The sequence below is a fragment of the Spirochaetota bacterium genome (assembly GCA_026414805.1).
Taxonomy (GTDB): domain Bacteria; phylum Spirochaetota; class UBA4802; order UBA4802; family UB4802; genus UBA4802.
In genome coordinates this window covers 21,508-40,145 of record JAOAIH010000008.1, presented here as the reverse complement: position 1 = coordinate 40,145, position 18,638 = coordinate 21,508, and the positions used below count along the sequence as shown (strand labels likewise).

At 39.5% G+C, this 18,638-nt stretch carries 18 protein-coding genes; 4 read left to right on the top strand and 14 right to left on the bottom strand.

Annotated elements, in window-relative coordinates; genetic code table 11:
• The 11 genes from N3F66_03065 to mraZ form a co-directional block, all read right to left on the bottom strand.
• Positions 1-690 (bottom strand): hypothetical protein, encoded by a 690-nt coding sequence (locus tag N3F66_03065; GenBank protein ID MCX8123127.1) that lies wholly within the window; start codon positions 688-690, stop codon positions 1-3.
• Positions 687-2,069: a UDP-N-acetylmuramate--L-alanine ligase gene (gene murC, locus N3F66_03060; protein MCX8123126.1), complete on the bottom strand. Its 1,383-nt coding sequence runs from the start codon at positions 2,067-2,069 to the stop codon at positions 687-689. Before murC ends, N3F66_03065 begins: the two co-directional genes overlap by 4 nt.
• A gap of 11 nt (positions 2,070-2,080) precedes the next feature.
• Entirely contained in the window at positions 2,081-3,193 is a 1,113-nt protein-coding gene (gene murG, locus N3F66_03055) for an undecaprenyldiphospho-muramoylpentapeptide beta-N-acetylglucosaminyltransferase (GenBank protein MCX8123125.1), read from the bottom strand.
• Positions 3,190-4,347 carry a putative lipid II flippase FtsW gene (ftsW, locus tag N3F66_03050; GenBank protein MCX8123124.1) on the bottom strand — a complete coding sequence of 386 codons (1,158 nt, stop codon included), beginning with the start codon at positions 4,345-4,347 and terminating at the stop codon, positions 3,190-3,192. The genes murG and ftsW overlap by 4 nt, the downstream gene beginning before the upstream one ends.
• The gene (murD, locus tag N3F66_03045) at positions 4,338-5,717 is read right to left on the bottom strand and encodes a UDP-N-acetylmuramoyl-L-alanine--D-glutamate ligase (GenBank protein ID MCX8123123.1); all 1,380 of its coding nucleotides are present in this window, start codon (positions 5,715-5,717) and stop codon (positions 4,338-4,340) included. The genes ftsW and murD overlap by 10 nt, the downstream gene beginning before the upstream one ends.
• Before the next feature lie 73 nt (positions 5,718-5,790).
• On the bottom strand, positions 5,791-6,876 hold the full coding sequence (gene mraY, locus N3F66_03040; GenBank protein MCX8123122.1) for a phospho-N-acetylmuramoyl-pentapeptide-transferase: 1,086 nt from the start codon (positions 6,874-6,876) through the stop codon (positions 5,791-5,793).
• A 7-nt stretch (positions 6,877-6,883) separates the two neighbouring features.
• Complete coding sequence (murF, locus tag N3F66_03035; protein ID MCX8123121.1) at positions 6,884-8,260, bottom strand: UDP-N-acetylmuramoyl-tripeptide--D-alanyl-D-alanine ligase; 1,377 nt, start codon at positions 8,258-8,260, stop codon at positions 6,884-6,886.
• Positions 8,257-9,783: a UDP-N-acetylmuramoyl-L-alanyl-D-glutamate--2,6-diaminopimelate ligase gene (locus tag N3F66_03030; protein ID MCX8123120.1), complete on the bottom strand. Its 1,527-nt coding sequence runs from the start codon at positions 9,781-9,783 to the stop codon at positions 8,257-8,259. Before N3F66_03030 ends, murF begins: the two co-directional genes overlap by 4 nt.
• Positions 9,783-10,079: a hypothetical protein gene (locus N3F66_03025; protein MCX8123119.1), complete on the bottom strand. Its 297-nt coding sequence runs from the start codon at positions 10,077-10,079 to the stop codon at positions 9,783-9,785. Before N3F66_03025 ends, N3F66_03030 begins: the two co-directional genes overlap by 1 nt.
• 6 nt (positions 10,080-10,085) lie before the next feature.
• Complete coding sequence (gene rsmH / locus N3F66_03020; GenBank protein ID MCX8123118.1) at positions 10,086-11,030, bottom strand: 16S rRNA (cytosine(1402)-N(4))-methyltransferase RsmH; 945 nt, start codon at positions 11,028-11,030, stop codon at positions 10,086-10,088.
• Positions 11,031-11,059: 29 nt separating this feature from the next.
• Entirely contained in the window at positions 11,060-11,497 is a 438-nt protein-coding gene (gene mraZ / locus N3F66_03015) for a division/cell wall cluster transcriptional repressor MraZ (GenBank protein MCX8123117.1), read from the bottom strand.
• Between the two features lie 316 nt (positions 11,498-11,813).
• Here mraZ and N3F66_03010 point away from each other — a divergent pair, with 316 nt between their 5' ends.
• The 4 genes from N3F66_03010 to amt are packed head-to-tail and all read left to right on the top strand — an operon-like array spanning position 11,814 to position 16,355.
• On the top strand, positions 11,814-12,155 hold the full coding sequence (locus N3F66_03010; protein MCX8123116.1) for a P-II family nitrogen regulator: 342 nt from the start codon (positions 11,814-11,816) through the stop codon (positions 12,153-12,155).
• Between the two features lie 22 nt (positions 12,156-12,177).
• A complete protein-coding gene (locus N3F66_03005) occupies positions 12,178-13,461 on the top strand; it encodes an SPFH domain-containing protein (protein MCX8123115.1) in 1,284 nt (427 codons plus the stop codon).
• Between the two features lie 11 nt (positions 13,462-13,472).
• The gene (gene glnA / locus N3F66_03000) at positions 13,473-14,936 is read left to right on the top strand and encodes a type I glutamate--ammonia ligase (protein MCX8123114.1); all 1,464 of its coding nucleotides are present in this window, start codon (positions 13,473-13,475) and stop codon (positions 14,934-14,936) included.
• A 9-nt stretch (positions 14,937-14,945) separates the two neighbouring features.
• A complete protein-coding gene (amt, locus tag N3F66_02995) occupies positions 14,946-16,355 on the top strand; it encodes an ammonium transporter (GenBank protein ID MCX8123113.1) in 1,410 nt (469 codons plus the stop codon).
• Positions 16,356-16,432: 77 nt separating this feature from the next.
• Here the strand turns inward: amt and N3F66_02990 are convergent, their stop codons facing one another.
• Genes N3F66_02990 through N3F66_02980 form a run of 3 tightly spaced genes read right to left on the bottom strand, consistent with a single transcriptional unit; the run spans position 16,433 to position 18,393 of the window.
• Complete coding sequence (locus N3F66_02990; GenBank protein MCX8123112.1) at positions 16,433-17,107, bottom strand: hypothetical protein; 675 nt, start codon at positions 17,105-17,107, stop codon at positions 16,433-16,435.
• Between the two features lie 4 nt (positions 17,108-17,111).
• A complete protein-coding gene (gene cyaB / locus N3F66_02985) occupies positions 17,112-17,627 on the bottom strand; it encodes a class IV adenylate cyclase (protein ID MCX8123111.1) in 516 nt (171 codons plus the stop codon).
• Positions 17,628-17,646: 19 nt separating this feature from the next.
• Entirely contained in the window at positions 17,647-18,393 is a 747-nt protein-coding gene (locus N3F66_02980) for a GerMN domain-containing protein (GenBank protein MCX8123110.1), read from the bottom strand.
• Positions 18,394-18,638: the final 245 nt, after the last annotated feature.

Below are 18,638 nucleotides of genomic sequence, written 5' to 3'. Positions count from 1 at the left end.
TCACCATACCACCATTCGTTTTTGTGTCACAACGGCATTTTCAGGATAAGCTCTCTTACTATCATATAGCCCAATCACAGCATCAAGCAATGTAAGTCCATTATACGTTTCATCCCATATACATTTTGATGTAAAACCATGAAACTGTACATACGAAACTTCAGGTTTCATGCAATTGATCACTGAGATCCTGCTTGCAACAGCGCTATTGCTATTAATTATTTTCTTTAAAATCATAAGAATATTAATAATTCGTGGCGATAGTTTATTGTCAATAATCTCAGCCTGGTTTATTTTTATTATCGGCCTGTCATAGGCATAAACTCTACCTGTTGATAGTATCTTTAAATTGTGATCTACCTCAATTACAAAAAGTGAATTGCCCTTATCAACTAACAGCACTGCAATGATGTCCCTTTCTTTAATACGTATTGTACACACATTATTTTCAAGACTAACAGAATATGATTCAATCATGATGTTATTCTGTAATGCACCATGTAAAGAATTTACATCCACAAAAATTTTCCCATCTTTAACATATATGCCATGCTGTATAATTTCGTGTTTTCCCACGTATTTTAATCCCTGCACAGTTACACGCGATACTTCAACTACTGCTGCATAGCTTTCACTAAAAAACATTCCATGCACAATAATCGTGACAACTATGTAAAAAGCCTTTCTCATGAAGTTGCTCCCTTGCCTTCAATTGAAGAAAGGATTTTTGGTGCAGCTTTATAAATATCACCTGCTCCCAATGTTAAAATTACATCTCCTTTTCTGGCTACCCTGCATACATATTCAGGCACTTCATCTAGATGCGATATGATTGCTACATCTCTGCCTTCATGTTTTTTGACTGCCTGCTGTATTAACTGGCTGCTTACTCCATCTATTGGCTCCTCTCCTGCAGGATAAATTTCAGTTAACAACAATTCATCAGCCATAGTAAAAGCTTGCCCAAACTCATCATACAGATACTGAGTTCTAGAATACCGATGCGGCTGAAAAACAACAACAACTCGCCTACCCAACTGTTTTATGGCTTGAAGCGTTGCTCGTATTTCTGTTGGGTGATGACCATAGTCATCCACAACAAGGATGCCATTTGCTTCACCAATTTTTTCAAGGCGCCTACCAACACCTTTAAATGCGGCGATAGCATCAGCAATCACTTCAAATGATAAACCCAATTCCAGGGCAACTGCCACAACAGCCAGTGAATTAATAATATTATGCTTGCCCAATAAATTAAGAACTATAGTCCCCAATTTATCCTCTTTAAAATAACAACTATATTGTGTAGAACCATTTAACAACTGAATGTCGCTTGCTCTGAAATCTGCTTTTGCATGAAATCCATAAGTTACAAAAGGCCTTTCAATTCGTGGCAAAAGTTCATAAACAACCGGATCATCAATACATACCACCGAATAGCCATAAAAAGGTATATTGTTCATATAGGTGATAAACGCTTCTTTAATGCCTTCAAAATATTTATAGTAATCAAGATGATCGGCATCAATATTGGTAACCACACCTATAGTTGGCAACAGCTTAAGGAACGAACCATCTGATTCATCTGCTTCAAACACTATGTATTCTCCCTGACCTACTCGTGCATTGCTTCCAAAGTTAAGGACCTTTCCACCCACAACAGCGGTTGGATTAAGACCTCCATGATACAGTACATACGCAAGCATGGATGATGTTGTAGTTTTGCCATGTGTACCGGCTACACCAATACCATGTTTCAAACGTACTAGTTCAGCAAGCATTTCTGAGCGATGGATAATAGGTATTTTACGGTTCCTTGCTTCTATAAGCTCAGGATTGTTTTTATTAATTGCACTAGACGTAACAACAACGTGGTAATCCTTAATATTTGAAGGGTAATGACCAATATATATTGTTGCTCCTAATTTTTGCAATCGTTTGGTCTGTTCCGATTCCCGCAGATCAGAACCTGAAACTTCATATCCCAGATTAATTAATATCTCGGCAATACCGGACATTCCTATTCCGCCAATTCCAATAAAATGTAGCTTTTTAGATTTTCTAAACACTTCCCCTGCTCCTATTTTTTCAAATCGCTATCTTTAATAATATAGTTTACTATCTCCCGGGCAGCATTAACCCTTGCAAGAGATTTTGCCTTTGCAGCCATCTTTGCAAGCAATGTTTCATTATCCAATAAATCAAACAGCAAAGGAGCAACTTTTTGAGCTGTCGCTTCATCATTTTCCACAAGCTCTGCCGCTCCTGCTTTTACAAATTCCATAGCATTTTTCTTCTGATGGTCTTTTGCAGCATAGGGATAGGGAATCAAAATTGATGGAATACCCCAGGCTGCAAGCTCCATCATTACGCCTGCACCGGCTCTGCTTATGGCTATATCGCACGCAGCATACGAATTTTCAACATCAAGAATATATGGCGCAAGAAAAATTGAAGCGTGATGCTTTACATTCTGCAGCTTTTCTTTAAATTGTTCATATGAGTATGTGCCTGTACTCCAGATAATACCTATATCAGCAAAATTTTCAGGATACTGTGTTATCATATCAAACATCAGCTCATTGAGTTTTAAGGCACCCTGGCTTCCGCCTATCACCAATATAACTTTTTTGCAGTGCATCATATTAAAACGCTTCAACGCTACTTCCTTTTCTACTTGTTGCACAACATGTTTTCGGATAGGATTGCCAGAATGAATTATTGTATGTGCAATTTCAATATCAAGAAATTCAGCAGTAGCTTCAAAGGTTGTAAATATTGCCTGTGCTTTTTTTGCAAACATATTGGTCACCATCCCGGGAACAACATTTTGCTCACACAGATATATCGGGATCTTTTTAAAAAGCGCTGCTACCAGCGATGGTGCTGAAACATACCCGCCCATTCCTATAACTGCAGCAACATTGTTCTTTGTTATAAACCTCATTGTCCAGAGCAATGCGGAAACAAATTGCAGAGTAAATGCAGGAAGGTTAAATATATTCTTCCACATCGTGGGTGCATTATATGTTTGCACATTTTCTATACTTTTCAATGAGGAAAATTTTATATCTCCATTCCCCACCAATAATACAGGAGTATATCCCTGTGATGCAAATTCCTCATACAGAGCAATGCCCGGCATGATATGCCCACCAGTTCCTCCACCACTGATTAATACCGTCTTTTTCATACCCACACCTCACCGCTATGTTTAAGCTCCTGTGGAACCACCTCGCGGTATTTTGAAATATTCAACAGGATACCTGTACCAATCATTGTCACCAGCAATGATGAGCCACCATAACTTATAAACGGTAAAGGTATGCCAGTGGTAGGTAATACACCAATCACCACGCTTATATTTAAGAACGCCTGTACAGTAACAAGCAACGTTAATCCCATAGCAAGTAGTCTCCCATATTCATCCGGTGCTCGCAATGCAATCTTTACTCCAAAATAAAAAAACAACAAATAGAGAATGACCACACTGAATGTACCCACAAGGCCTGTTTCCTCAGCAATCACTGCAAAAATAAAATCGGTATGTGGCTCGGGCAGGCGCTTGATCTTCTGAGTGCCCGAACCAAGACCAGTGCCCAAAAACCCACCTAATTTAAATGCAATAAAAGACTGTATAATATGATACCCTTTGCCAAAGCGGTCTGACCATGGGTCTAAAAATGCCATTATACGCTGGCGCCTATACTCAACCTGGTAAATCAAAAGGTAAAACATGGGCACACTTAATACTGCAAGCCCAATCATATATACAAGTGGAAACCCTGAAACAAACAACAGCACCACCGAAATGATTGCAACATCCATTGCAGTGCCAAAATCTGGCTGAAGCAAAATCAATAAAAAGAAAATACCAACAATAAGTAGTGGCAACAGAAGTTGCAATACATTGATATCCCTCTGATGTTCATACGAAAAAACTTTTGCAAAATATATTACTATGAATAATTTCACCAGCTCTGACGGCTGGAATCTTAACATTCCATATCCCAACCATCGTGATGAGCCTTTAACAGCAATACCCAGCCCCGGTATAAGCACCAGCACCAGTGCAACAAGGGTAAAGATAAGCATTATCTTTGTGTAGCGCTGATAGATCCTGTAATCAATCTGCTGTACAACCATCATTACTATAAAACCAATACAGCTCCAAAGTAACTGTCGCTTTAAAAAATACAAAGAATCACCAAAAGTCCTCTCTGCAAAAAGAGCACTTGCACTGTAAGTCATTGCAATACCAATACCAATAAGTATAAACGCTACTATGAAAAGCCCCATTTCTGGCTCGGCTTTCCTGCGTGTATCAATGACTGCCTTTACATCCACCGCAATTGCCCCCGTGAAAGCCTTCTGAAAATATCAATAAAATCATTCCCCCGTTCTTCATAATTTTTATACATGTCAAATGAAGCACAAGCCGGTGAAAGCAGAATTGTATCACCCTGTGTGCTCACCCCCATAGCCTTGATTACTGCATCTTCCATGGTATGCGCTTTGATATGCGGTATATCATAAAAAAGTTTTGCAAACTCATCTTTGGTTTCACCAATAAGTATTAAAGCTTTGACTTTCCCCTTAAAAAAGTTTTTAAGCCTTGAATAATCATCCCCTTTTGCTCTTCCTCCAAGTATAAGAATCACATTTGCCGGAATGCTCTTCAACGCCATGATAACGGCACCCACAGTTGTTGCCTTTGAATCATTTATAAATGACCTGCCCTGAAAAACTCCTACCATTTGAACTCTATGCGGTAATCCCTCAAAACTATACAGCGCTTGTTCAAGCTGAGTAAGGTTAATTTCTTTATTTGCCTTTTTTGCAATGGAAAGCGTTGCCAGTATTGCTGCCATTGCATTCTGAACATTGTGCAATCCCAATATTTTAAATTTTTCGGCTTTTGCTATCAATTGATGTTTGCCATTCAGCGTGCAATAAATTGCACCATCCCTATAATAGCACTCAGCCTCTTTTTGAAGCGAAAATGAATATTGAGTTGCTTGCAATGGGGGCAGATGGGTAATTACAAATTCATCGTCACTGTTTACAATAAAATAATCGCTGCTCCCCTGATTTTTTGAAATGTTCATCTTTGCATTGAAATAATCCTCAAGTGAATCATAGCGGTCAAGATGATCAGGTGTTAGGTTAGTGAAGATTGCAACATCAGGTTTAAAAGTATGAATAGTTTCAAGCTGGAACGATGAAAGCTCAATCACAGCAACAGAACCCTGTGCTAATTCATCAACTATTGACACGTAGGGAATCCCAATGTTGCCGCAAGGGTGTGCATCAAATCCAGTTGCTTTCAAACAGTGTGCAGTGAGCATAGTAGTGGTTGATTTACCATCAGTTCCAGTGATGCCAACGATATACGATTTACCATATCGGTATGCCAGCTCAATTTCGGATATTACCGGGATGCCTTTTGCTTTAGCTTCTTGAATTAATGGGATGCTCTGCGGAACTCCAGGGCTTATAACAATTTCGTCAAATCCTGCATCAAGAATAGCTTTATCCTGATTGCCCGCTATCACAGTTATACCGGGATTTAATTTTTGTATAATGGGCATAAGCTCATCACGTGATTTTATATCACACACTGTAACAGCAAACCCTTTATTGTATAAAAAATTAGCTGACGCAAGTCCTGTTCTGTACCCCAATCCAACTACAAGTATATGTTTTTTCTGCTCCACTGTTTCTATCCTTTAACAAAAATTAAGACCATTTATAAATGGGCGATAGCTCATAGGAGCTGTCGCCACACAATTACAAAATCTTCAGTGAACTCAAACCCAATATTGCCAGTATAATGCCAATGATCCACATGCGCACCACCACCTTTTGCTCAGGCCACCCTGATAGCTCAAAATGGTGGTGAATGGGCGCCATTTTAAATACACGCTTTTTTCTTAATTTGTACCAGACAACCTGAATCATAACCGATAGCGCTTCAATAACAAAAATGCCCCCAACTATAACCAGGAATATTTCTTTTTTAATCATTATGGCCACAGTACCAATAATGCCACCCAACGCTAACGAACCGGTATCACCCATAAACACTGATGCGGGATTTGAGTTAAACCATAAAAACCCAAGACCTGCACCACCCAGTGCAGCCAGAAATACGGTCAATTCAGCTGCCTGAGGAATATAGGGAATACGCAAATACTGTGCAATGGGTTGATGTCCGGTAAGATATGCCATCACTGCAAGAACACCAACAACTATAGTCACAGTTCCAATTGCAAGCCCATCAAGACCATCAGTCAGATTAACAGCATTGGAGCTACCCACTATAACAAGCATGGCAAATATTATCCACACCCACGACATATCAACTACTGCTTTATTAATAAAGGGGACATACAGCGTGGTAGCTTCTTTTGCATTAGATGGGAAAAAATATATACACAGTGCAACAACAAGCGCACTTACACACTGCAGTAAAAATTTAACTCGCGCAGGAATACCGTCTTTTTTCTTCAGTATTGATTTGATATAATCATCTATAAATCCCAGAACACCCAAAAGAATTGTGATAACTATTAACAAAATGACATACAGGTTATTAAAATTACCCCACAATAGCACTGAAATTAGTACTGCACCAAGAATTAGTACACCACCCATTGTGGGAGTTCCCGCCTTTTTGTGATGTGACTGTGGACCCAGCGTACGGATTTCTTCTTTAAAGCGAAGCTGAGTAAGCCACCGTATAACCACTCCGCCAAATAGCAACACTATCAAAAGTGACGTCAATGCAGCATACGCCGAACGAAATGTAATATATTGAAACAATCGCAAAAACGACAGATATTCCTGTAAAGGCAAAATAAAGTGATAAAACATATTCACCTCACTGTTCTAATGCGTTCACTACCTCTTCCATTTTCATTGAACGGGAACCTTTGACAAGCACCACATCATCTTCCTTCACAAAGGTAAGTAAAAAAGCAATCAGTTCCTCTTTGGTATTAAACACGCTCACCTGTGAAGTTTTCAATCCACCGGCAATTGCACCTTGGGCAATATACTGTGCATCAGACCCATACACAAATAGACGCTCAAAGCCATGATCGTGTAATTTTGTCCCAACAGAAAAATGCAAATCCTTAGAAAGGCTCCCAAGTTCTTTCATATCCGATAACACTGCAATCTTTCTTTTATCTGAAAATACCATTGCAGCACTTTTGAATGCATACTCCATCGACAGTGGATTTGCATTATAGCAATCATCGATGATGATGCAGCGGCCTTTCTTAATGTCACTTCGCATCGTCACTGGCTTGAAACTGTGCAATGCTTCCTTTACTGAATCAAGTGGTATGCCCATTACCCGGGCAACAGCAATGGTAGCTATCGCCGCATATACATTGTGCAAACCATACGCAGGAACGGTAATTTCAATTCCATCATACTCCACTGTGGTTCTGTCACAGAATAATGAGTACGATGATGGGCACACATCACCTGTAAGACCATATGTTACAATTTTAATATTTTTATCACGCGCTTTCTTCTTTACAATATCAGTGTGCTTTGTGTCATTGTTAAGGATGCATATACTACCCTGTGACATCCCATCCATAATCTCTGATTTTGCATGAGCCACATTTTCGGTTGAACCTAAAAACTCCAGATGCCCCTCGCCAATATTGGTAATTACAGCTATTGTGGGCATTGCTATATGTGAAAGACGTGATATCTCACCAGAGTGATTCATCCCCATTTCAATGACTGCATGCATGTGCGTAGTATCTAAATGTAAAATTGTAAATGGCACACCAATTTCATTGTTATAATTCTTTTGGGTCTTAAGGCAATTACCATGAGCGGCTAGTACATGGGCAATCATTTCTTTTGTGGTTGTTTTGCCGTTGGTACCGGTAATACCTATTACTGGTATATTAAATTTTTTGCGGTGCCACCTAGCTATTGCTGCATACGCCTGCAATGTATCGTTGCAATAGATTGCGCTTACATTATACTGTGTGGCCTTTTCTACTATATCTGCCCTATGTGTAAGATATGCAGAACATCTGCCAGTTTTACACACATCATCAATAAACTCATGGCCATCAAATTTGTGACCTACTATTGGCACAAACAGGCTATTGTCATCTACAAGGCGCGAATCGGTGGTAATATACTGCACAGGCTTGTCACTGCCATGATGCACTGCATGTATGGCCTCTGCAATGGTCTGTGAAGTTGTTTCAAACCGTACAATCACTGTGCAAGCCTCTCATGAATGTATTTGCGGGCAATTTCTTTATCATCAAAGTGATACTTCTTGGTACCAATGATCTGATAATCTTCATGACCTTTGCCAGCAATGACCACAATATCATCTTTTGATGCCATATATATTGCCTGTTTGATTGCCTCCTCCCTGTTCACAATTATCTGATAGCGGTTTGACTTCATCCCTGCGGTAATATCACGTATGATTGCCTCAGGGTTTTCTTTTCTGGGATTATCACTGGTAACAATCACCCAGTCCGAATAGTCCTCACTTACCTTGCCCATCAGTGGGCGCTTTGTTTTATCCCGGTTACCACCGCACCCAAATACAGTTATTATACGCTCAGGTTTTAACGAACGTACTGAAAGCAACAATTTTTCAAGTGCGTCATTGGTATGGGCATAATCCACAACCACTGCAAAACCTTCAGGCGACAGCAATGTGTCAAATCTGCCGGGAACATTTGAAAGGACTGACAGGCCTGTCACTATCTTTCCTAAAGGTACATTTAAAAAATCTGCCACTCCTATAGCTCCCAGAGCATTATATACATTGAATCTGCCAGCCAGGCGCATGGTGAATTGTTTGGCAAATGGCATATCAGTAGAAAACTGAGTGCCCTTTATGGATATCTGTATTGAGGATTCACTACAGTGATAATCAGCATTACTGCTTACTCCAAACGAAAAAAGCGGATAGCCATAGCGCTGGCGCCATTGTAATATCTGTTTGCCATAATTATCATCAGCATTAATAAATGCTGCTTTTTTCTGCTTGAGGCTTTTATTCAAAATATCAAATAAACGAACCTTTGCCATAAAGTAATCGTGCAACGTAATATGATAATCCAGATGGTCTCGCGTAAGATTGGTAAATATACAGCAATCAAAATGGATATCATCTACACGCAAAAGCGATAGCGCATGGGAAGAGACTTCCATTATTATGCAATCCACACCATCTAAAACCATTGTTGCCATGATATCCTGTAAATCTTTTGATTCAGGTGTTGTATGCGAAGCATTGATAATTTTGTCTTTCCAGCGATAGTTAATGGTACCTATGACGCCACATGTAAACCCTGCACTGGAGAGAATTGACTCCAGCATATAGGTAGTGGTAGTTTTGCCGTTGGTACCTGTAACGCCAATAACAACTGCTTTCAGCGATGGTTCTCCGTAAAACTTTGCCGAAATTTGCGATAAGGCTCTACGGGTATCTTTTGCAGTTGCTACAGCAAGTTCTTTTTGTTCAAGCAAAAAGCTAAACTCATCAAGGCGATTTTCATGTAATACGATACATGATGCTTTATTTTCAACTGCATCCTTAATGAATTTATGACCATCCGTTTCCATACCTTCAATGGCAACAAACAGGCTTTCTTTCTCAACTTTTCGTGAGTCATATTCAATGGCACTGATACGTATATCCTCATCACCCTTTATAATGGTGACATCAGTGTCATTTAACAATGTGTATAAATCAAAAGAATTATATGTTCTGATATCCATTATTTTTTACCTGTTTTCGCGCCTTCTATTATTATCAAGCTTTCCTTGGTCATTGGAACTAATCCACGTTCTTTAGCAAATTGTTCAAGCTTATCCATTGATAGCGCTGTATGTAACTGATACTTTTCACGATCATATTCTTCTATAACTTCTTGATATTCTTTTATCATTGCATTATAATGCATTTTTAGCTGCATATACTCAATATTCTGATATATAAATGCAATGATGAAAACTATGACAATAATCACAATTGTACTATACTGTACTATGCTTTTTTGCTCTGAGGTATTCATATACATCTATACCTTCTGACACACTCTCAATTTAGCACTGCGCGAACGTGGGTTCTGTGTAATTTCGGACTCTTTAGGCTGTAGTGGCTTTTTTGTCAACACAGTAACAAGAGGTTTACTACCACACTGACATAAAAGCCCATCATTGTTACAGGTGCACCCCTTTGCCCAACGCCTGAACCTGTCCTTTACAATGCGATCTTCTAGCGAATGAAAAGATATAGCAATGATCCTACCACCTGGTTTTAAAAACTCAAGCGCATGCTGCAAGGAATCATTTATTGCTGTCAATTCATCATTGATAAATATCCTGAGTGCCTGAAAAACTCTTGTTGCCGGATGTATGTTTTTAACCCTATACTGTTTGGGTATAGCCTGCACAACAATGTGTGCAAGCTCTTCAGTTGTTTCAATTGTTTTTTCACTGCGCACATTAATAATCCTGCGTGCTATACGGCGAGCCCAGCGCTCTTGACCAAATTTGATGAAAATATCTGTTAACTCGTTTTCACTAAAATTATTAACAACATCATAGGCAGTGAGCGTTATAGAATCATCCAAGCGCATATCAAGTTTTTCTTGCTTACTGAATGCAAAACCCCGGTTGCTTCCATCAAAATGAAAAGAAGAAATCCCAAAGTCATATAAAAATGCAGCTATAGAATTCTCCATACCCTTGCAGTGAAGCCAGATATTTTTAAAATTGTCATTAATCAATACTGCCCTCCCATACGGTAAAAGCCTCTTTTGAGCTATCGCCATAACTTCCCTGTCGCGTTCAAAACCGTATAACGTAATTGTGTCCCATTGTTTCAGTATTAACTCTGAATGACCACCCTCTCCCACTGTACAATCCACCACAACTGACCTTTCTATGCCATCAATATCAGCCAAAAAATCCATTACTTCCTGTGGCATAACAGGAGTGTGATAGTAGTGTGTTTCTTCCATATTATGTCACATTACTGTACAGTTCATACTTAAAATCCAAGGTCATGTGCAAACTGGTTTAATGCATCGCCATCAGGTTTATATTGCTTGTAAATTTCTGCACTCCAGATTTCAATGCGATTATATAAACCCAAAATTACCACTTCCTTTTCAATCTGTGCATATTCAAGCAAATAATTGGGAATCAAAATCCTACCCTGTTTATCAAGCTCACATTCGGTTGCACCACCTAGCAAAAACCTGATTCGCATCCTGTTCATGGGGTCAGCCTGTGAAAGGGGTACAAGCTTTGTTTCCACAAATTCCCTCCAGTCAACTTCTCTGAAGGCCATAACGCATTTATCAAAACCATGCGTTATGATTAATTTGTGTATAATGTTGTCTTCGCCAAACGCTTTACGCAGTTTGCTAGGAATTGCCACACGGCATTTTTCGTCAAGCGTTGGGCGATATTCGCCCATAAACATTTTGACTATACTTTCCCCTTCATCTCTACAATGCTACACTAATCCCCACTTTCTACCACTTATAGACACAATGTGACATAATTGTCAAGTAAAAAATAAAAAATTATACCTACCACAAATGTTTCATCTATGTTACAAAACGATTAACCGCATGTTAAATAAAAGGGGAATTGTCTTCTAATTTTCTTCAAACATTGACCGCAAAGATACTCCGTTGCTACCCTAATTCGTAGAACCAGTACTGGAATGCAGAAGGTGAAGATGTAACAGTTTCAGATTCACCACTGCATACTCTTTAAAATTGTAAGGAGGTTTTATGAAGTTAATTATCGCAATCATCCGTCCTGAAAAACTAGCGGATGTTAAAAAGGAATTAAATGAAGCCAGCATTAACTTAATGACAGTAATCAACTCAATTGGGTCTGGTAGGCAGAAAGGCTACCCCGAAACCTACCGTGGCGTAAAACATGAGATACGCCTTTTGAAAAAGATTGAGCTTCAGATTGCTGTCAATGACGACTACGTTGAACCAACAATAAAAGCTATAACCCGTGGAGCTAAAACCGGCAACATAGGTGATGGGAAAATCTTTGTCATTCCTATTGAGGAATGTGTTCGTATACGCACCGGTGAACGTGGTTCACGGGCTATAGGTTAATTCTATAAAAAGGAGGCATACGATGGAAAACTACTTAGCAAACATTGATTGGGCATTGGTGATCTCAGTTGCCATTATTGCAATTGCTGCAATTCTTATCTTTATAAAAGTCAATCTAAAAATATGCGAACCAAATGAAATCCTAATATTCTCTGGTCGCAAGCGTAAACTCCCAAGCGGCGAAGTTGTAGGATACCGTGTGATACGCGGTGGTTATGGCTTGCGTGTTCCACTTCTGGAGCGCGTTTCACGGCTGTCGCTTTCAATTATTCCTATTACCCTTGAAATTGAAGGCGCACTATCCAACGGAATGATACCATTAAGTATCGTGGCGATAGCTCATGTCAAGATTGCCTCAAAAGAAGGAGGTGGACTGGAAAATGCCGTTGAACGGCTTCTTGGAAAACCATCCTCTGAGATTGAAACCATAGCAAAGAATACAATTGAAGGTGTCCTTCGGGGTGTTATCGCAACATTTACACCAGAAGAAGCCAACTATCAACGACTTGAACTTGAAAAAAAGGTATTTGAACTGGCAAAAGATGAATTGATGAAATTGGGATTTACCCTGGATTCAGTGAAGATTGAAGAGATTAAAGATTCGCAGGGGTATCTTGACGCTGTGGGACGTCAGCGAAATGCAATTGTTAAGCGTGATGCACGCATCAAAGAAGCCGAAGCTGAAGCTGAAGCAAAGATTGTTGAGTACAATGCCAGGAAAAAAGCAAGTGATGTTGAATTTCAATCTAAAATAGCAATTGAGGAGTATGAAAACAATTTTAGAGAACGCAAAGCGCTGCTTAATGAATCAACTTACCAAAAGGAAGTACGAGCAGAATTTGCAAAGAAATTGGCTGAGCTTAAGCATCTGTCCGAAGTAGAAGAATTAAAAAAAGATGTTAATGCAAAGAAATACACAGCTGAAGTGATAATTCCAGCAGAAGCCGAAAAGAAAGCACAAGAACTCAAAGCCATGGGTCAATCATCGTATTTGAAGGAACAGGGTATTGCAATGGCTGAAGCTGTGAGCAAGATGCGTGCTGAATGGCAAAACGGCAATACCAAGGAACTGTTCATGCTGCATCTTTTGCCAAACATAGTTGATAGCGTTTCTACAGTACTCAAGGACAACCTTAAAGTGGAAAAACTTGTTGTTATGGGAGATGGCGGCATACCAAAGCATGTGGGTGATGTCACTTCTAGCGTTATATCTTTTATAGAGCAAATCAAGACTGCAACAGGCGTGGATTTAACTAAGATATTAGATGAAAGGAAGTCTCTGCCGGTAAAAAAGGAGTTAGATTAAGGAGGTAAATTATGGAAGCTATTTTTGACCCCATCTATCAAGTTAATGGTCATACAAAACACACCTCCATATCAGATATACTTAAGATAATAAAAGAGCGCAACATTGAATTTCTTGATCTTAAGTTCACTGACCTGTTTGGCAGACTTCACCATTATACTATCACAGCTGACAAAGCTGATGAAGAGTTGTTTGCAGTGGGTACAGGTTTTGATGGTTCATCTATACGTGGATTCCAGTCAATTCATGAAAGCGACATGCTCATGCGACCTGACCCCAATACTGCATTCATTGATCCATTCTTTGATCACAGGACATTATCGTTTTTGTGCGATATCATTGACCCTGTTGCACGAAGGCGATATACCAAGGATTCCCGATATGTGGGTGAAAAGGCAATTGAATATATACGCTCAACCGGTATAGCCGACATGGCATACTTTGGGCCTGAGCCTGAATTCTTTATCTTTGACAATGTCAAATATGAACAATCGCAGAATAAGGCATACTATGAGGTAGACTCCTCTGAAGCAAGCTGGAACTCTGCAAAAGGCGAAAAAAACTTAGGGTACAAAATCCCTTATAAACAGGGGTATTTCCCTACTTCCCCACACGATCAGCTCCATAACCTGCGTTCTAAAATGGTGGAGGTACTGCGATCGTGTGGCATTCAGGTAAATCTTCACCACCATGAAGTTGCAACTGCAGGGCAGACTGAGATTGGGTTGGTGGTTGATGAACTTGTACGCCAGGCCGATACACTAGTCAACTATAAGTATATCATTAAGAACGTGGCGCACCGTTATGGCAAAACTGTTACATTTATGCCCAAACCAATCTTCATGGATAATGGTTCAGGAATGCATGTTCATGTGAGCTTGTGGAAAGAGAACAGAAATATCTTCTATGATTTTGGAAAATATGCAGATTTAAGTGACTATGCACGCTACTTCATTGGTGGGATCTTTGCTCATATTGAGGCAGTTTTAGCGTTTTGTGCTCCCACAACAAACTCCTACAGACGGCTTGTTCCCGGATATGAAGCACCTATCAACCTGGTCTATTCTGCACGGAATCGCTCAGCAGCTGTGCGAATTCCAATGTATAGCACCAGTGAGAAAGCAAAACGCATAGAGTTCAGGTGTCCTGACCCTTCAGCCAACCCGTATCTGGCATTTGCAGCTATTATCATGGCAGGTATGGACGGCATTGAAAACAGGATTGAGCCACCTGACCCCATTGATGAGGATATCTATGAGCTATCGCCCCATGAAAAAAGGAATATACGCAATACTCCTGGAACCCTGAAAGAGGTAATAGACGGCCTTGAGCGTGACTGTTCCTTTTTGATGAAAGGCAACGTATTTACTGTTGATTTGATTGAAAGCTATATTGCTCACAAACGGTTGCATGAAATTGACCAGATAGCTCTGAGACCACATCCGTGGGAGTATGCACTATACTATGAAATTTAGGAGGAATCTATGAGGCTTGTAAAAATATTAGGAATAATTGGCGTGGTGTTGCTGTGTGCAACCATTTCATTTGCACAGGAAGACACTACAACTACACAACTACAGGCAAATTCAGTTACTATGCAGGTAATTGCAGATACACTGTGGGTACTTTTTGCTGCATTCCTTGTGTTCTTCATGAACTTAGGGTTTGCGATGGTTGAGGCAGGTCTACAGCAAGCAAAGAATGCTGTTAATATATCGGCAAAGAACTTTGTTGTATTTGCTATCTCATCAATTGCTTTCTGGTTTATTGGTTGGGGATTGATGTTTGGTGATGGCAACGGATTTATGGGCTGGAAAGGGATGTTTATGCTCAGTGGCGCAGATAACAGCCCCGCAACAGGCGATAGTTACCAGGGAGTATACTCTGCTTTGAGTTGGACAGGAGTGCCACTGTATGCTAAATTTTTCTTCCAGCTTGTATTCTGTGCAACTGCAGCAACCATAGTATCAGGTGCAGTTGGCGGTAGAATTAAATTCTTGGCCTTCATCATATTTTCGTTCATCCTGACCAGCATCATCTATCCTATTGCAGGACACTGGGTGTGGGGCGGTGGATGGCTTGCTCAACGTGGGTTTTGGGATTTTGCCGGTTCAACTGTTGTACATTCCATTGGCGGATGGGCAGCATTGACAGGTGCACTGGTTCTTGGCCCACGCATTGGTAAATACAATCCTGATGGCAGTGTTAATTCTATACCAGGGCACAGCCTTCCACTTGCAACATTAGGTGTATTTGTGCTGTGGTTTGGTTGGTTTGGCTTTAACCCTGGTTCTACAATGGCTGCAAATGCTTCTGATATCGGGCGTATTGCGGTAACCACTAACCTTGCAGCAGCAACTGGCACACTCACTGCTACCATAACTGCATGGCTTGCACTTGGAAAACCTGATCTTACAATGATACTTAACGGCGCATTAGCAGGTCTTGTTGCCATTACTGCTCCGTGTGCATGGGTTACTCCCGGAGCTTCAATCATCATTGGCGGGATAGCAGGAATATTGGTGGTAGTTTTTGTACTTGCCTTTGACCGATGGGGTATTGATGACCCTGTAGGTGCACTTTCGGTACATCTGGTCAATGGTGTGTGGGGTACTTTAGCAGTTGGCCTTTTTGCAGCTGCACCGTATGCTGGCGGAAGCGGACAACCACCTATAGGATTATTTTATGGTGGTGGCATAGGTTCTTTTGCTAATCAACTGGTTGGTGTAGTTGCAGTAGGTAGCTTTGTATTTATAGTAAGCTGGGTTATCTGGGTTATAATTAATGCAACCATGGGCATTAGAGTTACTCGAGAAGAAGAACTAATTGGGCTGGATATCTCTGAACATGGCATTGAAGGATATCCCGACTTTGAATCATATACGTTAAAATAACGTATCCATATAATTAAAAAAATAATCCCACGTTATAACAACCGTGGGATTATTTTTCAGGCAAATATTCAAAATAGTCATTTTCCCTTTCTGTAATTCCACTGTAATTCTTTTAAAAGATCTTTCACATCCTGCCAGGTTGAGGTATTTTTTGCCTTTTTAATCCATGCAGGCTTTATCACTGCCCATTCACCTGAAAACTTTTGAGGATATATCCAATCATGAAATTCAAGTAGCAGTAACCCCAACTGTTGTGGTGTTTTTGCATTCATAACATCATAATGCCAACCCTGCTGACGGGATTTAAAACCCTCTTTGACATCTTCCCATGGTACAAATTGCTCAAAGGTTATAATATCCTTTTTTACATCGCTGCCATCCTGCTTCACCCGTTGAAAGTAATAATTCTGAAGCTGTTGTAAACAGTCCGCAACCACATCATATGTGGTTGCATTCCCAGCTTTAGCTACCCATTGAGGCTTTACCCTGTCCCATTCATCACCTAACTTATCTTTAATAATGAAACCATGAAACTCAACAAGAAGTGTACCCAATTCCTGCGGTGAAGAAGCTGCCATTACATCCTGATGCCATGATTTTTGCCTTGATTTAAATGAATCATATACATCTGACCAGGGAACAGACTGTTCAAAAGCAATTATCTTTTGCTTTACGACCTCATTGCCAAAAACAACAGTATGCTGGACAATTAAAAAGATGCCAAATAACAAAGAAACTACTCTCTTGTACATTATCTTATCCTCCTTTTACCATTTCTAAATATGAAGAAGTAATAAACTCAGAAAGGCCCAATTTCTGTGCCAGTGCAAAGAGTCGTTTTTCAGCTTCCTCACGATTATTGCTTATCATCTCAAGTTCAACAAATGTTCCAAGCCCTTTTACTTCATCGCAACAGATTGTTACTTCATTTAATAAATACACATCACGCTTTTTCTGAACTTTCCCATACAATACAAAACCCAACTTCTGCAATATCTCCTGCATAGCCTCAGCATCATGTATCTGCACTTCCTTTTCAAAACGGGTTTTTGTTTTTCCACCTAACTTTGGCCCTTTATAAGTGCAGAAGATCATATCATTTACTTTTCTTATGCGTAATGCCTCATCTGTTTTTCCAAAATCACGTGATGGATGATTAAAATAGCAATCTTCTTCCAGCTCAGTAGAAATATACACTCCACCCAGATCAACAATTGCATTTTTTATTGCATCCAGGTCATCACATCGAGATTTTATTTCTACTTCTAACATTGTGAAGTAACCATACAATTTAATGCCGTTTCAAAGGTCCTGCAATTGATATGCCATCAGGGCCAAGGAAACGCTTGCGCTGCCCATTAACTAATATATGTATCCCATCAACAGCATCAAATTGGGTGACAGTATATATAATCTGGTCAAGGCGGTTGAGCATGATGTTACCTGCCGCACCTTCTTCAATTGCTCTGTTGAAATTAATAAATGCTATATTGTTAATGATGGAAACATCAATAACCTTGAGTGTGGGAGGTATAGCTGTCACGTATCCTTTTTTTTCTTCATCTTTTGTTGGACCTTTTATTAATTCTTCAAGTGCAGCTTTTACCGGAATTCTTGAATCCACATTACGAGTCACCGGCCGCAATTCAATTTTATCAGCTTTTTCGTTATAAAATAAAAAATAAATCTTTGCTTGAATTAACGGCTTTTCTTTTTCCAATTGTTTTTTTTGAGGCGATAGTTCCTGTGTATTTTTATTTTTGCTATCAGCAACTACTGACGTATTTTCAACCTGTTTTTTTTCTTTGTTCATTTCGTTAGATGAAGGTAGTATAGTATTTTGTTTTTTCTCTTCTGTTTTTTTTGCAATGAAGCTCTTTATAGAATCAGACTGCAATGAAAGTAGAAAGAGCAATCCTGCAGCCATTGCCATTATAATCAATATATAAGGCGCCCTGGAAGATGAAGTAACCGTTGTACTTTTCTTTGATGAGCCTTTTTTTGTTTTTGTAGTCTTGCTCTTTTTCTTTGTTGCCATTACATTTCCTTTTACACTACATGACGTATTACGTAGTATTAAATTTTACTTAACTTTCGGTATGTATTCCTAAATAACTGTATAACAGATTGTCAATTCTAAATTATTCTATAGAGATTATTTTATATATCGGCAATTGTATGTTATAAGTTTGTTATGCATATATATACTGTGAGCGTTAAATACCTATTCATGGAATAAAAACAGCACAATAGCGATAGTTTGTATTATTTCTTTACTTTTAC

Excerpts from the sequence above, each read along its gene's own strand:
- N3F66_03065 (MCX8123127.1), bottom strand. The coding sequence starts at position 690 with ATGAGAAAGGCTTTTTACATAGTTGTCACGATTATTGTGCATGGAATG.
- murG (MCX8123125.1), bottom strand. The coding sequence starts at position 3,193 with ATGAAAAAGACGGTATTAATCAGTGGTGGAGGAACTGGTGGGCATATC.
- mraY (MCX8123122.1), bottom strand. The coding sequence starts at position 6,876 with ATGTTTTATCACTTTATTTTGCCTTTACAGGAATATCTGTCGTTTTTG.
- N3F66_03030 (MCX8123120.1), bottom strand. The coding sequence starts at position 9,783 with ATGGATATCAGAACATATAATTCTTTTGATTTATACACATTGTTAAAT.
- N3F66_03025 (MCX8123119.1), bottom strand. The coding sequence starts at position 10,079 with ATGAATACCTCAGAGCAAAAAAGCATAGTACAGTATAGTACAATTGTG.
- rsmH (MCX8123118.1), bottom strand. The coding sequence starts at position 11,030 with ATGGAAGAAACACACTACTATCACACTCCTGTTATGCCACAGGAAGTA.
- mraZ (MCX8123117.1), bottom strand. The coding sequence starts at position 11,497 with ATGTTTATGGGCGAATATCGCCCAACGCTTGACGAAAAATGCCGTGTG.
- N3F66_03010 (MCX8123116.1), top strand. The coding sequence starts at position 11,814 with ATGAAGTTAATTATCGCAATCATCCGTCCTGAAAAACTAGCGGATGTT.
- N3F66_03005 (MCX8123115.1), top strand. The coding sequence starts at position 12,178 with ATGGAAAACTACTTAGCAAACATTGATTGGGCATTGGTGATCTCAGTT.
- glnA (MCX8123114.1), top strand. The coding sequence starts at position 13,473 with ATGGAAGCTATTTTTGACCCCATCTATCAAGTTAATGGTCATACAAAA.
- amt (MCX8123113.1), top strand. The coding sequence starts at position 14,946 with ATGAGGCTTGTAAAAATATTAGGAATAATTGGCGTGGTGTTGCTGTGT.
- N3F66_02990 (MCX8123112.1), bottom strand. The coding sequence starts at position 17,107 with ATGTACAAGAGAGTAGTTTCTTTGTTATTTGGCATCTTTTTAATTGTC.
- cyaB (MCX8123111.1), bottom strand. The coding sequence starts at position 17,627 with ATGTTAGAAGTAGAAATAAAATCTCGATGTGATGACCTGGATGCAATA.
- N3F66_02980 (MCX8123110.1), bottom strand. The coding sequence starts at position 18,393 with ATGGCAACAAAGAAAAAGAGCAAGACTACAAAAACAAAAAAAGGCTCA.